This window comes from Paraburkholderia tropica (assembly GCF_900109265.1).
Lineage (GTDB): Bacteria > Pseudomonadota > Gammaproteobacteria > Burkholderiales > Burkholderiaceae > Paraburkholderia > Paraburkholderia tropica.
Genome location: NZ_FNZM01000003.1, coordinates 71,326 through 86,159, shown reverse-complemented (window position 1 = coordinate 86,159; position 14,834 = coordinate 71,326). Strand labels below are relative to the sequence as shown.

Genomic DNA, 14,834 nt, shown 5'->3' with positions numbered 1-14,834 from the left:
TTTTCTTTCGTGCCAGATCGCACGCGTCTCGCGTGTCTTTAAAACGAAAAACGGTTAAACCGGCGCTTCGCCGAGATGTTCGGTATGCATGTCGCTCAGGCGGCACAGCAAAATGCCATAGCCCGTGAGATGCCCGAGATACACGCTGGTGTAGACGCCTGCCGCGGGCAGCGCTTCGAATAGCGTCTGGAGCGTGGCAAGCCGCAGCGGCTTGGCGTCCAGGCCCGGCCGTTCGACCCGCAGATCGGCGACATCGGCCAGTTGCCGGTGCGCGGCGGCGAGCAAACCGAGCCCGCGCAGATATTCCGTTTTCCAGTGCCCGTCGAGCGCTTCGAATTGCGCATGAAACGTGTCGAACGTTTCGAGAAAATTAACCACCGAATCGAACAGTTCGTGATAACACCAGAACAGCGGCAGGCGCGAGCGATTGCGCTGTAAATGCGGCGACACCCACGACTGCGCGAGATCCGCCTTCAAAAGATCGTGCGCCTCTTTCAGATTGCTGCTCGATTTGCGCAGCGCGGCCGTAAGCGACTTCAATTGCGTGCGGTCGAGTTTCTCTGCGGCGATTTGCGTGAGCAACGCCGTCGCTTGTTCATTGCCGCTATTCACGAGCGTATTCGCCCAAAAACCATGATCGGGCGGAAACACAATCTGCTGGATCACGAAACCGAGCAGCATGCCGAGCACCACGCCAATCAGGCGTTGTTCGAGCAGCGGAATATGTTCGCCGGTATAGAGCACGAGCGTCATGGGCACGGTGATGCTCGTCATCTGAAACACCGAGGGACGCAGGCTCACGATCGCGAAGATCACGATCGGCAGCAGCAGCACGCCCAGCCATAAATGCGGCGCGGTCAGCCAGATCAGCAATGTGCCGATGGGCATGGCCACGAGATTCGAGGTCACGCGCTTGTAGAAATAACCGCGCGCGGCCGAAATCGAACTGCCGAGCGCCAGCGTGAGCATCGCCGAACCGGCGAGCGCGACGGCCGCGTCGGGATAACCGAAATGGTAGGGAATGGCAAAACCGATCCATAAGCCGAGCGTGAGCTTCGTGTACTTCGCCATTTCCGATAACGAAAAGCGCGCGAACGAGCGGCGAAACGGCGTTAAGGGTTTGTGGACGTATTGGGATGGCGTCATGGGTGTCGATCGGTACAGGCGATATCAGGATGCTAATCGAGCCGACGCATTTTCCGGCAGCCATTTACGCGATGACGTGGCGCTATTTTCCGGAGCCGCGCCGATGACCCGTGGTTATCTTCCAGTTAGCGCACCGCAAGCTTTTATTTGCACTGCACCATGCGTTTTTCTTCTTGAATCGTCTGACGAATTCGCGCAACGCCCGCCCAATCAGCGTTTTCCCGAATTCGCCAAGCTTGCGATTTATTTTCAATTTCTTTCGAGTTTTTATCCCTTACCGTCTTGCAAGTTGTTTGGCGTTCGCATGGCGAACCTCACTATGATTACTGAGCAATGGGGTAGGCCCATGACGATAAAAACCAAGGTCTCGATATGTCTGCCTACGTGCAATCGTCCCGATCTGTTGATTCGCTGCATTGAATCGTGTTTGCAGCAAACACATACAAACATCGAAATCGTGATTGGCGACGATTCGCAGGACGACCGTACGGCGGCTTTAATCGCCGCGCGTTACGGCCGAAATAAGCGCATCGCGTATCGGCGCAACACGCCTCCGCTCGGACAGGCGCGCAATGTCGCGAGTCTGTTCGCGCGCGCCACCGGCGAAAAGATTCTGCTGATTCACGACGACGATTTGCTGGTCGCAAACGGCATCGAAAGGCTGCTGGCGCAATGGACGCGTTATCCGGATCTACAGGTCGCGTTCGGCAATCAATATGAAGCCGATCATCGCGGACGCATCGATCTCGCAGGCAGCCGGCGGCTCAATCTCGCGTTTCATCGCACGCCCGCGGCGGCCGGTTTGCTGGCGCTGCCCGGACGCGCGGGCATCGTGCAGATGTTCCCGAACAACGGCTGGCTCGCCGACGCCGCGCTCGTCAAGCAGATCGGCTATGGCGGTCACGACGAAGTGTGCTGCGACTTCGTGTTCGGCACGCAGTTGTGTCTCGCGGCACGCAAGGTCTGTTACGTCGACGATTACGTGTCGGTCTATTGCAAGACAGACGTGTCGGTTTCGCAGGCCACGCGTCACACGCCGAATGCCGCTTCGCTCGCGGCCTGGCGTTTCGTGCAGGCGCTGGCCTTGCCGCCCGCACTCGAACCCGCGCGGCGTATTGCTTTGCGGCGGCTCGTGCCGATCGTCGTGTCGCTGCATGCGCGCAATCGCGAGGCGCGTATCGGCCTGAAGCTCGCGCTGCGCAATCTGCGCGCGTATCGCTTCGGCTTGAGTCCGCGTCTCTACTATCACCTGCTGATGATCTGGCGCAGCGCGCGGCGCGTGAATCCAGCGTTGCCGTCGCTGGATTTCGACGCGAGCGAACAGCCCGTCGACATCACGCGCACGCGACTTCCTTAGGATGTCGATATTTTTGCTATGAGCCCATGACCTTGTGCGCGTCGGACGGTCCGGCGCGGTCGGGCGTGCCCATGGTTTCGAGCGCGGCGTCGTGATGCAGCAGCAGCGCGGCCGCCGCGCCGACGAGGCCCGCGCCCGCGAGGCACAGCAGCCCCGCGCCGAAACCGCCCGTGCTGTCCTTGATCCAGCCCATCGCATAGGGGCCGAAGAAGCCCGCGAGATTGCCAAGCGAGTTGACCGCCGCGATGCCGCCCGCCGCCGCCGCGCCTGAGAGAAAGGCGGCGGGCAGCGTCCAGATCACCGGCAGGCAGCCGAAGATGCCGAAGCCCGCCACGGAAAGCGCGAGCATCTTGAGCACCGGATTGTCGAGCCCCGCCGCCGCCGCAATGCCTGCCGCGGCCACCGCGAGCGCAAACGCCACGTGTTTCTTGCGTTCGAGACGCCGGTCCGAGTGACGGCCCCAGAACACCATCGAAATCACGCCGACGATATACGGCAACGAAGTCACGAAACCGGTCTGCACATTCGTGAGCCCGAACGCCTTGACGATCTGCGGCAGAAAGAAACTCAAGCCGTAATTGGTGGCGTTCGCACCGAAATAAATCAGCGCCACGGCCAGCACGCGCGGATTGATCAGCGCTTCCACCACGCTGAAGGTATGGACCGCTTCGCGATGCTTGCGCTCCTGCGCCTGACGCGCGACGAGCCATTCGCGTTCGTCGTCGGCGAGCCAGGTCGCTTGCGTGGGTTTGTCGGTGAGATAGAACAGCACGACGAAGGCCAGCACGAGCGCGGGCGCCGCTTCGATCAGATAGACCCATTGCCAGCCCGCGAGTCCGGCGAGGCCGTCCATCGACAGCAGCGAGCCCGACACCGGACCGCCGATCACCGTGGAAAGCGGAATAGCCGCCATGAAATAGCCCACCACGCGCGCGCGATATTTGGCCGGAAACCAGAGCGTCAGCAAAAAGATGATGCCGGGGAAAAAGCCCGCTTCGGCAATGCCCAGCAGAATGCGCAGCGTATAGAACACGTGCGCGTTCGACATGCCGCTCCACTGCGCGATATGCGGAATGAACGCCATCGCGCCCGCCAGCAAGCCCCACGTAAACATGATGCGGGCGATCCAGCGCCGCGCGCCGAAACGTTCGAGCAGCAAATTCGACGGCACTTCGAAAAAGAAATACGCAATAAAGAAGATACCGGCGCCAAAGCCAAATGCGCTCGCCGATAAATCGAGCGCCTTGTTCATTTGCAGCGCAGCAAAACCCACATTCACGCGATCCAGATAGGCGATGAAATAGCAGACGATCAGGAAAGGCACGAGGCGTGCCGTCACGCGGGTCATCGTGCGCGTTTCGAGGTCCATCGGTTGTCTCCTTCAAGGCTGGCGTCTCGCTCCGCCGCACCTGCGCCGAATCCGGGCCAGTCCGTATCATGTGGTTACAGACTAGGCGCTCGCGCGCCGTTGCGAAAGGCGCGTTTCATAAAACGTCCGTTATGTCATCGAGTACCGATCGACCGTCGAATGACCGTGGGCTTTCTGCCGCATTGCACCTTAAGCGCAGCTTTTTTTCATTCCGGCTACTATGGCCGTTCGATTTTTATATCGGGCGGCATCGCCGCAAACCCAACCTGATTCAGGAGCACCAGAAATGTCTTTCCGCATGACGATGTTGGCGGCCGCAGTCGTGGCCGCGAGTGTGGCCAGTGCAGGCGCGCAAGCCCAGGTCGCCGGCGCGCAGCCGCTGAGCGTGACGGTCGAACAGTCGCAGGCGCTGCTCGAAGGCTGGAGCGTGAAGAAGAGCGTGCTCGGCAAGGCCGTCTATAACGACGACAACGTCAAGGTGGGCACCGTGCGCGACCTGATCGTGGCGCCGGACGGTTCGGTGTCGGCGGCCATCGTGGCAGCGGGCGGCTTCCTCGGCGTGGCTGCGCACGACGTGGCCGTGCCCATCGCTTCGCTCGAAGTGCGCAAGGGCAATCTCTATCTGCCGGGCGCGACCAAGGAAGCGCTCAAGGCTACGCCGGCCTTCCAGTACGCGAAGATCGAATCGCCGCCGAAGCCCAAGCGCATCGACAACAAGCAGCAAGAACAGCAGCAATAAGCAGTAGCAAGCAGCACGACACGGGCGGCGCAATGCCGCTCTCGCACGCCAGCGTATGTATGACGCTGGCGTGCGGTCGTGAAAACAGTTGTTTTACCTATGGCTCGCGGGCCGCGCTGTCTAGCCGCCCTGCGCCATCTCCCGCAGTTCGATCCCTTCCCACGACCCGCGCGCGCACAGCGCCTCGATCGTTTCGCAGATCGTGCGGCGCACCGCCAGCGACGCCGAACTCACCGGCAAGGCATTCGGCCAGCAGATGCTCGCAGGCCGCCGGATCACCGGATCGACGATGCGGCGCATTCTGGGCCGGTCGGCGCTCGCCCGCAGCGCCAGCGCCGAAGCGGGCAAGATCGTGCACGCCGCGCCCGACTGCGCGAGCGACAGCAGAATCGGCAACGAATCCACATCGGCGATGATATTCAGCGGCACCTGTTCGCGCGCGAACGTACGCTCCAGCAGCAGGCGCAAGCCGTTCGCCACGCCGGGCGCGACCATCGGCACGTCGGCGAGCGAGGCCAGCGTGACGGTGCGCGTGCGCGCCGACACGCCGCGCGGCTCGCCCAGCAGATACAGCTCCTCGTCGAGCACCGGCAGCGCGGAGATGCCTGGCGTGGCCGTGTCGCGAAACAGAATCGCGAGGTCGAGCCGCCCGTTCGCGAGCAGTTCGTTCAGGTAGCCGCTCATGCTCTCGAAGAATTGCAGGCGAATGCCCGGATAACGCTCGCGCACACGCTCGAATACCGGCATCGCCAGCACGGACGTCATGGTCGTCGGAAAGCCGATGGCGACCGTGCCCGACTCCGCGCCCACGCCGTCGCGCACTTCCTGGCGCAGCTGTTCCATCTGATGCAGCACGAGCCGCGCATGGCGGTACAGCGCCTGCCCGGCCGCCGTGGGCTTCACGCCCTGCGGACTGCGTACGAGTAGCGGCACGCCGAGATCGTCTTCGAGCTTCGCGATCTGCTGGCTCAGCGAAGGCTGCGCCACGAAGAGCTTTTCGGCGGCCTTGCCCAGACTGCCGTAATCGACGATGTGCACGAAATAGCGAAGCTGACGAACGTCCATGAGGTGCTGCCCTTCCTGCCGGTTCAAGCGAGGGTCATAGGATACCCTTATGACCGGCACATTCAATCGGTATTTCCGCCGCGCCGGACATTCGCCTACAGTCGCCTCATTCCTATTGCAAAAAGCGCTGGCCGCACCGGCGCTGGAGACGGCGATGCACGCATGCCAACCCGATCGGCTCGAACAGCCGACGCAGAACGTCACAGATTTCCTCTCCCCCGCTCCCGCCGCCGCGCTGGCCGCCACGCTCGATTGCCGCAGCACGCCGCGTTCGGGCGACGCGCTGCCGCCCATCTGGCATTGGCTCTACTTCTGGTCCGCCGCGCCGCAAGCCGAACTGGGCAGCGACGGTCATCCGCAAAAAGGCGGCTTCCTGCCCGATCTCGGACTGCCGCGCCGCATGGCCGCGGGCGGGCGCATGAGCTTTCATGCGCCGCTCAGGATCGGCGCGCAGGCCGAGCGCGTCTCGCGCGTGCTCAATATCGAGCACAAGGAAGGCCGCAGCGGGCGTCTCGCCTTCGTGACCGTCGAGCATGCGATCGAATCCGATGGCGTAACGGCGATCCGCGAGGAACAGGACATTGTGTATCGCGAGCCGGCGCAGCCTGGCCAGCCGCAACCAAAGCCCACGCCCGCGCCGGCGAACGCCGACTGGACACGCGAGATCACGCCGAGCGAAACGCTGCTGTTCCGCTATTCGGCGCTCACCTTCAACGGCCATCGCATTCACTACGACCGCGAGTACGCGCGCGGCGTCGAGGGCTATCCCGATCTCGTCGTGCACGGTCCGCTGATCGCCACGCTGCTGCTCGACCTCGTATCGCGCAGCGTGCCCGGCGCGGTCGTGCGCGAATACGCCTGGAAAGCGGTCCGGCCGACGTTTCTCGGCCACCCGTTTCGCGTCTGCGGCCGCCGCGCCGAAGACGCTCAATCCATCGAGTTGTGGGCGCAGGACCACGACGGCGCGCTGACCATGTCGGCGCGCGCCGTGCTCGCCTGAAGCATCGCGCCCCGCAGGCTCCTTCCTTCCACCGAGATTCACCGAGATCCACGACATGAACGACGCCACGCCCGATCAATTCCAGGACATTCGCGAAGCCGTCCGCGATCTGTGCAGCCAGTTTCCGAACGAATATCACCGCAAGATCGACGAAGCGCGCGGCTATCCCGAAGCCTTCGTCGACGCGCTCACGCAAGCGGGCTGGCTCGCCGCGCTGATTCCGCAGGAGTACGGCGGCTCGGGACTCGGCCTCACCGAAGCGTCGGTGATCATGGAAGAGATCAACCGCAGCGGCGGCAACTCGGGCGCGTGCCACGGCCAGATGTACAACATGGGCACGCTGCTGCGCCACGGCTCCGAAGAACAGAAGCGCAAGTATCTGCCGAAGATCGCCAACGGCGAACTGCGCCTGCAGTCGATGGGCGTGACCGAACCGACCACCGGCACCGACACCACGAAGATCAAGACCACCGCCGTGCGCAAGGGCGACCGTTATGTGATCAACGGCCAGAAGGTGTGGATCTCGCGCGTGCAGCATTCCGACCTGATGATCCTGCTCGCGCGCACCACGCCGCTTTCGGACGTGAAGAAGAAAAGCGAAGGCATGTCGATCTTCATCGTCGATCTGCGCGAAGCCATCGGCAAGGGTCTCACCGTGCAGCCGATTCTGAACATGGTCAATCACGAGACCAACGAGCTGTTCTTCGATAACCTCGAAATTCCGGCGGAAAATCTCATCGGCGAAGAAGGCAAGGGCTTCAAGTACATTCTCGACGGCCTCAACGCGGAGCGCACGCTGATCGCGGCCGAGTGTATCGGCGACGGCTACTGGTTCGTCGACAAGGTGTCGCAATACGTTAAGGATCGCCAGGTATTCGGCCGTCCGATCGGCCAGAACCAGGGCGTGCAGTTCCCGATCGCGCGCGCGTTCATCAACGTGGAAGCCGCGAACCTGATGCGCTTCGAGGCCGCCCGCCGCTTCGACGCGCACGAGCCTTGCGGCGCGCAGGCCAACATGGCGAAGCTGCTGGCCGCCGACGCTTCGTGGGAAGCCGCCAACGCCTGTCTGCAATTCCACGGCGGCTTCGGCTTCGCGTGCGAATACGACGTCGAACGCAAGTTCCGCGAGACGCGTCTCTATCAGGTTGCGCCGATTTCCACCAACCTGATTCTCTCGTACGTCGCCGAACATATTCTCGGCCTGCCGCGTTCGTTCTAACCGGAGAGCCGAATCATGCGCCCTCTCGAAGGCATCAAGGTCGTCACGTTCGAGCACGCAATCGCGGCGCCGTTCTGCACGCGCCAGCTCGCGGATCTGGGCGCGCGCGTCATCAAGGTCGAGCGTCCCGGCGTGGGCGATTTCGCGCGCGGCTACGACGAGCGCGTGCACGGTCTCGCCTCGCATTTCGTCTGGACCAACCGTTCGAAGGAAAGCCTCACGCTCGACGTGAAGCGCGCTGAAGCGCTGGAGATCGTGCACACGCTGCTCGCCGACGCCGACGTGTTCGTGCAGAACCTCGCGCCCGGCGCGACGCAGCGGCTCGGCCTCGGCTACGACGCGCTGCGCGAGCGTTATCCGCGTCTGATCGTCTGCGATATCTCGGGCTATGGCGGCGACGGTCCGTATCGCGACAAGAAGGCCTACGACCTGCTGATCCAGAGCGAGTCGGGCTTTCTGTCGATTACCGGCACGCCCGACGAATCCGCGAAAGCCGGTTGCTCGATCGCCGATATCGCCGCCGGCATGTACGCGTACTCGAACATTCTCGCGGCGCTGATCGAGCGCGGCAAAACCGGGCGCGGCCGCCATATCGACGTGTCGATGCTCGAAAGCATGGTCGAGTGGATGGGCTATCCGCTCTACTACGCGATCGACGGCCAGACGCCGCCGCAACGCAACGGCGCGGCGCACGCCACGATCTATCCGTACGGTCCGTTCAAGGCCGGCGACGGCAAGTCGGTGATGCTCGGCCTGCAAAACGAGCGCGAATGGAAGGCGTTTTGCGACGTCGTGCTGCGCCAGCCCGAACTCGCCGCCGACGAACGCTTCGCCTCGAACAGCCGCCGCGTCGAGCATCGCGCGGCGCTCGGCGCGCTCATCGTAGCGGCCTTCGCCAGCCTCAGCGCGCGCGACGTGGTCGAGCGCCTCGAAGCCGCGAAGATCGCCAATGCGCACATCAACGACATGCAGGCCGTGTGGGAGCACGCGCAGCTCGCCGCGCGCGAACGCTGGACGCAGGTGCAGACGCCCGCGGGCGCGGTGCCCGCGCTGCTGCCGCCCGGCGTCACGCTCGCGGACGCGCCGCGCATGGACGCCGTGCCCGCGCTCGGCGAGCACACCGACGCAATCCTGAACGAACTCGGCTACGACGCGACGCAGATTCGCGCGCTGCACGACACCGGCGCGGTCTGACCTGAGCGGACGACCCGCGCCCACCATAGAACGCCGCAGCAATAAGCGGCGCATGGCAGCAAGCCCCCGCGGCCCTTCGGCCTCGGGGGCCGCATCACAATCGGAGACATCACATGCACCACGCGGTCAATGCCGCCGGACGCCTCGACCGGCTACCCGTTTCACGCTTTCACTGGAAGATACTCGGCCTCATCGCGGGCGGCGCGTTCCTCGACGCCTTCGACATCTATCTCGCCAACGGCGCGATGGCGTCGATGGTCAAGGACGGCTTCACCGACATGCGTCACGGCGCGCTGTTCGTCTCGTCGACGTTCATGGGCATGATGGTGGGCGCGTTCATCGCGGGCTGGCTCGGCGACCGGCTCGGGCGGCGCTATTCGTATCAGGTCAATCTCGCGGTGTTCGGGCTCGCCTCGATCGCCGCGTGCTTCGCGCCCAACATCGAATGGCTGATCGTGCTGCGCTTCATCATGGGCCTCGGGCTCGGCGCGGAACTCGTGGTGGCGGCGGGCACGCTCGCGGAATTCGTGCCGCCCGCCACGCGCGGCAAGTGGGTCTCGCTGCTCGCGGTCATCACCAATAGCGGGCTGTTCGCGGCGCTCGCGGCGGGCTACTGGGTCATCCCGCATCTCGGCTGGCGCTATATGTTCGCGCTCGCGGGCGTGGGCGCGCTGGTGGTGTGGTTCCTGCGCCATCGCATGCCGGAGTCGCCGCGCTGGCTCGAATCGGTCGGCCGTTTCGAGGAAGCCGAAGCCACGCTCGCGGAAATCGAGCAGGAAGTACGCGCGCAGGTGGGCGAGCTGCCGCCCGTGCAGCGCGCCGTCGATCTGCACAAGGGCAGCGTGCCGCTCAGCGCGCTGTTCGCCAAAGGCATGCGCGGACGCATGCTGGTCGCGGCGCTCACGGCCATCGGCGTGAACGTGGGGCTGTATGGTTTCATCGCGTGGCTGCCGACGTTCTTCGTCGCGCAAGGTCTGTCGATCGTGAAGTCGCTCGGCTTCGTGTTCGTGATGTCGATCGGCTCGCCGGTGGGCGGCCTGATCGGTTACTTCATCGCCGACCGGGTCGGACGCGCGCGCGGCATCGTGGTGTCGTCGATCGTGAGCGTCGCGCTCGGCTGGCTCTACGTGACGCTGCGCGACCCGACCGCCATCATGCTCGTGGGCTTCTGCCTCGTGAGCGCGATCTACACCATCTGCACGCTCGGCCTGTTCGGCTACATTCCCGAACTCTTCCCGACCGAAATGCGCCTGCGCGGCACCGGCGTGGCGGGCACCTGCGGACGCGCCTCGTCGATCGCCACGCCGTGGCTCGCGTTGATGCTCTACGAACGCTTCGGCGTCTCGGGCGTGATCGCGATGGTGACAGCGATTCTCGCGGTGCTCTGCGTGGCGATTCTCGCGCTGCGCGTGGAAACGAGCCGCGCCGCGCTGGAGGATATCGCGGGCGACGTGGGCAATGCCGGCAACGCAGCTGAAAATCTCGACGACGCGCCGGCCGTGCTCGCGCCGGAAGGCCGCTGATCGAGGCCGATATTGCGGGGCATTTCAAGGCCCGCTGCGAAAGCGCTTTCCGCGCGTAAGGAACGGTAAGCGCTTTCGCAAACCCCCGCTTTCTGTCACAAAGGAAACTTCCCTGGACTGGGTACTATCCGCGCATTGCTTACAAACGGATCACGCCATGTCCGCATTTCGACGAACCCTTGCGGTGCTGAGTCTGTGCGCCGCGCTCGCGGGCCTGAACGGTTGCGCCACCACCATTGGCAATATCGGCCTCGGTGCGGGGTTGGGCGTCGCGGCCACGGTCAGCGCCCTGTATTGCGTGCTCGCCTGCTCGCATTACTGATCCCCATCTGATCCCCGCCTGATCGCAGGCTTTCGAAGCCTGTCCCGCGATATCGAAGCGACGCGCCGTGCAACGCGAGCGCGCCGCCCACGGTCGAACACCTTCATTTCCCTCGCATCCGCAGTCCGCTCCAACCCGGCGATCACCGTCGCGGCCTGACGCTTTCACTCGCTTTCCGGATCTTTCCTTGCACTCGCGCGCGGCGTGCATCCTCGAAAATGCCTACGTAGAAGGCTTTTCGTAAGCATGCACACTTTGACACACGCTCGTCCCGCGCAGTAAAATTATTTCATCACGCGCTGAATATATGCGCGAGTGGCCTCCCCTCCCCCTACGGAATCCGATGGACAAGCTGGGCAGCATGAAGATGTTCGTTGGCGTCGCCGAAGCCGGCGGTTTCGCCAAGGCCGCGTCGCGCGCCGCGCTCAGCACCGCAGCGGTGTCGCGCGCGATCATGGAACTGGAGGCGAGTCTGCAAACGCGCCTCTTCAACCGCACCACGCGCCAGATCTCGCTGACCGAAGCGGGCCGCCGCTATCTGGAGCATTGCGAGCGCATTCTCAACGAAGTCGCGCTCGCCGACGCCGAAGCCATGGGCGCCGCCGCGCAACCCAACGGCCGCCTGCGCGTGCACGCCACTGCGAGCTTCGGCCAGCATTACCTCACGCCGCTGCTCGCGCGCTACACGCAGCAATTCGAAGATGTGTCCGTCGACCTGGTGCTCGCGCAGCGCACGCCCGATCTGCTCGAAGAACGCTTCGACGTGGCGATCGTCGTCGCGCAAACGCTCAAGGATTCGTCGCTCGTTTCGCAGCGGCTCGGCACGTCGCGTTCGGTGCTGTGCGCCGCGCCGCAATATCTTGCGCGACGCGGCACGCCACTCGACATCGGCGATCTGGAGCGGCATACCTGCGTGCAGCTCACGCGCCAGGATTTGCCGGTACTGGCGTGGGAATTCGAAGGCCAGCACGAAGGCGAGCCGGCGCGGACCTTCCGCCCCACGCAGCAGGCGCCGCTCACCGTGAATATTGCGGAGGCGCTCGGCGAGGCCATACGCGCGGGGATGGGCATCGGCATGTTGCCGATCCCCACGGCGCTGCAAGGCATGCGCGACGGCACGCTCGTGCAGGTGCTGCCCGGCGCGCGGCTCAAGCCGTTCAACGTGTTCGCGCTCTATGCGTCGCGCCAGTATCTCGATGCGAAGATCAAAACGCTCGTGGAGTTTCTGCGCGAAGCGGTTCCGCGCCGCATGGCCGAGCACGAACAGGAACTGCAACTGCTGAACGCGCGCTACGATCACGACGTGGTGTGCGAGAGCTGACGCGCGCGGCTTGAAGCTTTACGCGCGTTTTCGCCTGCATCTTATTTGTAGTTATCCGAATCAATTCGAATCGATGCCATGACAAACGGCGCTCAGCGCCTCGCTCGCTTCATCGCATGGCACGCGATGAGCGCGAGCGACGATCCGCGCACCGCGCCTGCCGATGCTCACGACCGTCTGCCCGCTCGCGATGCGCGTGGCGCTTCGTGCGCCTCGCGCTCCCGCACAGCCGCCGCACGGACTTCACGCGAGCCGGATCTTCGGCTGCACCCAGCCGTTGATCCGCTCGGCGGTCCACAGAAGCGTGGCCTTGCGCAATCCATGCAGCGATTGTTGATGGCGGCGATACAGCATCGCGTGGCTCAGTTGCGCCACGCGTCCGCGAATGAAACCGCCACGGAAGAAGCCGAATCGCCCGAGCGTGCCGAACGCGTCGTAGTCGCTCAGCGAGACCAGCGCGCCGAAATCGCGGAACGCGAAATCGGGCAACGGCTTGCCCGCCAGCCAGCCGGGCAGATGGCGCGCCAGATACTCCGCCTGCTGCGTCGCCACCTGCGCCGTGGGCGCGAGCGCACGCTCGGCGCCCGCGGGCGTGAGGCTCGAACAATCGCCGAGCGCGAAGATGTGATCGTCGCGCGTGGATTGCAGCGTCGGCCCGACCACGATCTGGTTCGCGCGGGTGGTTTCCAGTCCGCCGATGCCGCTCAGGAATTCCGCCGCCTTCACGCCCGCCGCCCACACCATCAGATCGGCCTGTGCCAGCGCGCCGTCATCGTGGACGAAGCCGCCCGGGCACGCCTCGGTCACGCGCGTGCCGGTCTTCACCGTGAAGCCGATCATCTCCAGTTGCTGCTGGCTCGACGCCGAAATAGCCGGCGGAAACGCGCCCAGAATGCGCGGTCCGCTTTCGAGCAGCGTGAGTTGCAAACGTTCGCGCACCGAAGCGTCGCCGTACGCGCTCGCCACTTCGAGCAGACGGCTCAGTTCGGCCGCCAGCTCCACGCCGGTCGCGCCGCCGCCGACGATCGCCACACGCAGCGCCTCGTCGCGCGCCACGCTGCGAAACGCCCGCGCGCGCAGCGCTTCGTTGAAGATCTCGGCCTGCTTCTGGCTGTCGATAAAGTGACAGTGCGTCTTCACGCCCGGCACGCCGAAGTCGTTCGCGCGGCTGCCGAGCGCGAGCACCAGCACGTCGTAACCGACTTCGCGCGGCTCCAGCACCATCGTGCCGTCCGGCATGGTGATCGCGCCCAGTTGCACGCGGCGGCGCTCGCGGTCGAGACCGAGCATCTCGCCCGGCTCGTAGGCGTAGCCGTGCTCGCTCGCATGCGCGAGGAAGATCACCTGCTGCTGCTGCACGTCGCGCGTGCCGGCGGCGATGGTGTGCAGCATCGGCTTCCAGATGTGCGTGGGGCTGCGGTCGATCAGCGTGACCTGCGCCTTGCCCGCGCGCCCGAGCGTGTCGCCGAGCTTCGTTGCCAACACAATGCCGGCGATGCCGCCGCCCACGATCACGATACGAACCGGTTTCGACATTTTCAATTCAACGCGTGATGAATAAAGACCGATGGTAAACCCGCCCCATGCTGTGTGTCAAACGGACGCAGAATCGGACGCAGAATCGAATCCAGATATCGACGCAGCCCCGCAAGCCGAGCCGCGCGCCGCGTCAACGCGTCCGATACGGGCTCCCGCGGTGACGCGGCCAGGCTCGGGTACACTCACGTCCATCGAAAATCATGGAATGCAGACCCGCATGAAAGAGAAGGCCACCGCATCGTTCACGCCTACGCCGATGAAGCGCGGCCGCGGGCGGCCGGCGCAGGACGCCTCGGTCGGCCCCGACGTGCTGCTGCGCAATGCGCGCAAGACCTTCGGCACGCGCGGCTACGACGCGACCAGCGTGCGCGAGATCGCGCGCGAGTCGGGCGTCGATCCCGCGCTGCTTGCGCATCACTTCGGTTCGAAAGAGGCCTTGTGGACGGCCGTGGTCGAGCAGATCGCCGAACACGCCGCGCCCATGATCGCAGCCACGGCGGCCTTGCGCGACTCGGATCTCGGCCCGAAGGCGCGCGTGGACCGTGCGCTGGAAATCTATATCGACAAGGTGTTCGATCAGCCCGATATCGGCCTGTTCTTCGCCACCGCCGCCACCGAAGAAGGCGCGCGCCTCGACCGCCTCGTCGAACGTCTCGTGCGGCCGGTTCACGACGTATTCGTGCCGTTGCTCGCGGATGCCGCCCGCGCGGGCGAGCTCAAGGTGCAGGACGCCGAGATGCTGTTCTTCGTGCTGATGAACGGCATCAGCAAGACCGTCAGCTACGCGCATCTGATGGCCGCGTTCTCCACGCTGCCCAATCATCCGAAGAAATTCAAACGCAGCGTGCTGGAGACGACGCTCGCGCTGCTGGCCTGAGCACGGCCGGCACGCGGACCAAATCAGCCAGACCGGACGCGTCGGGCCCGTACGGTGCGCGCGACAACCGGCTGCGCATCGTTCGCGCGCGTACGGTCGCCAGCGCACACATTGAACTGGCAGGACGCGCAGGACTGACTACAATGCTTGGGTGTCCTTCACG

General features: G+C 64.5%; 13 protein-coding genes. 9 read left to right on the top strand and 4 right to left on the bottom strand.

Annotated elements, in window-relative coordinates; translation table 11 throughout:
• Nucleotides 1–54 precede the first annotated feature (54 nt).
• The gene (locus BMY06_RS04965) at nt 55–1,146 is read right to left on the bottom strand and encodes an aromatic acid exporter family protein (protein WP_074981853.1); all 1,092 of its coding nucleotides are present in this window, start codon (nt 1,144–1,146) and stop codon (nt 55–57) included.
• 346 nt (nt 1,147–1,492) lie between these two features.
• Between BMY06_RS04965 and BMY06_RS04960 the strand changes: the two genes are divergently transcribed.
• Nucleotides 1,493–2,503, top strand: coding sequence for a glycosyltransferase family 2 protein (locus tag BMY06_RS04960; RefSeq protein ID WP_074981852.1), 1,011 nt, complete (start codon nt 1,493–1,495; stop codon nt 2,501–2,503).
• Between the two features lie 16 nt (nt 2,504–2,519).
• Here BMY06_RS04960 and BMY06_RS04955 read toward each other — a convergent pair whose 3' ends face one another.
• Nucleotides 2,520–3,872, bottom strand: a complete 1,353-nt coding sequence (locus BMY06_RS04955; protein ID WP_065061531.1) for an MFS transporter — start codon at nt 3,870–3,872, stop codon at nt 2,520–2,522.
• Nucleotides 3,873–4,158: 286 nt separating this feature from the next.
• On the opposite strand from BMY06_RS04955, the gene BMY06_RS04950 reads away from it, so the two are divergent.
• Nucleotides 4,159–4,611: a PRC-barrel domain-containing protein gene (locus BMY06_RS04950; protein ID WP_065061530.1), complete on the top strand. Its 453-nt coding sequence runs from the start codon at nt 4,159–4,161 to the stop codon at nt 4,609–4,611.
• A gap of 120 nt (nt 4,612–4,731) precedes the next feature.
• Here the strand turns inward: BMY06_RS04950 and BMY06_RS04945 are convergent, their stop codons facing one another.
• Nucleotides 4,732–5,676 carry a LysR substrate-binding domain-containing protein gene (locus BMY06_RS04945; RefSeq protein WP_065061529.1) on the bottom strand — a complete coding sequence of 315 codons (945 nt, stop codon included), beginning with the start codon at nt 5,674–5,676 and terminating at the stop codon, nt 4,732–4,734.
• A gap of 154 nt (nt 5,677–5,830) precedes the next feature.
• Between BMY06_RS04945 and BMY06_RS04940 the strand changes: the two genes are divergently transcribed.
• The 6 genes from BMY06_RS04940 to BMY06_RS04920 all read left to right on the top strand — a co-directional run bounded on the left by BMY06_RS04940 (nt 5,831) and on the right by BMY06_RS04920 (nt 12,255).
• The gene (locus BMY06_RS04940) at nt 5,831–6,676 is read left to right on the top strand and encodes an HTD2 family dehydratase (protein WP_074981850.1); all 846 of its coding nucleotides are present in this window, start codon (nt 5,831–5,833) and stop codon (nt 6,674–6,676) included.
• Between the two features lie 55 nt (nt 6,677–6,731).
• Complete coding sequence (locus tag BMY06_RS04935; protein WP_065061528.1) at nt 6,732–7,895, top strand: acyl-CoA dehydrogenase family protein; 1,164 nt, start codon at nt 6,732–6,734, stop codon at nt 7,893–7,895.
• Between the two features lie 15 nt (nt 7,896–7,910).
• Complete coding sequence (locus BMY06_RS04930; RefSeq protein ID WP_074981849.1) at nt 7,911–9,089, top strand: CaiB/BaiF CoA transferase family protein; 1,179 nt, start codon at nt 7,911–7,913, stop codon at nt 9,087–9,089.
• 113 nt (nt 9,090–9,202) lie between these two features.
• Nucleotides 9,203–10,612 carry an MFS transporter gene (locus tag BMY06_RS04925; protein ID WP_074981847.1) on the top strand — a complete coding sequence of 470 codons (1,410 nt, stop codon included), beginning with the start codon at nt 9,203–9,205 and terminating at the stop codon, nt 10,610–10,612.
• A 157-nt stretch (nt 10,613–10,769) separates the two neighbouring features.
• Entirely contained in the window at nt 10,770–10,934 is a 165-nt protein-coding gene (locus BMY06_RS39485; RefSeq protein ID WP_167371394.1) for a hypothetical protein, read from the top strand.
• Nucleotides 10,935–11,277: 343 nt separating this feature from the next.
• Complete coding sequence (locus BMY06_RS04920; RefSeq protein ID WP_065061525.1) at nt 11,278–12,255, top strand: LysR family transcriptional regulator; 978 nt, start codon at nt 11,278–11,280, stop codon at nt 12,253–12,255.
• Nucleotides 12,256–12,498: 243 nt separating this feature from the next.
• Here BMY06_RS04920 and BMY06_RS04915 read toward each other — a convergent pair whose 3' ends face one another.
• Nucleotides 12,499–13,791: an NAD(P)/FAD-dependent oxidoreductase gene (locus BMY06_RS04915; RefSeq protein WP_065061524.1), complete on the bottom strand. Its 1,293-nt coding sequence runs from the start codon at nt 13,789–13,791 to the stop codon at nt 12,499–12,501.
• 220 nt (nt 13,792–14,011) lie between these two features.
• Between BMY06_RS04915 and BMY06_RS04910 the strand changes: the two genes are divergently transcribed.
• Nucleotides 14,012–14,671: a TetR/AcrR family transcriptional regulator gene (locus BMY06_RS04910; RefSeq protein WP_074982165.1), complete on the top strand. Its 660-nt coding sequence runs from the start codon at nt 14,012–14,014 to the stop codon at nt 14,669–14,671.
• Nucleotides 14,672–14,834 lie beyond the last annotated feature (163 nt).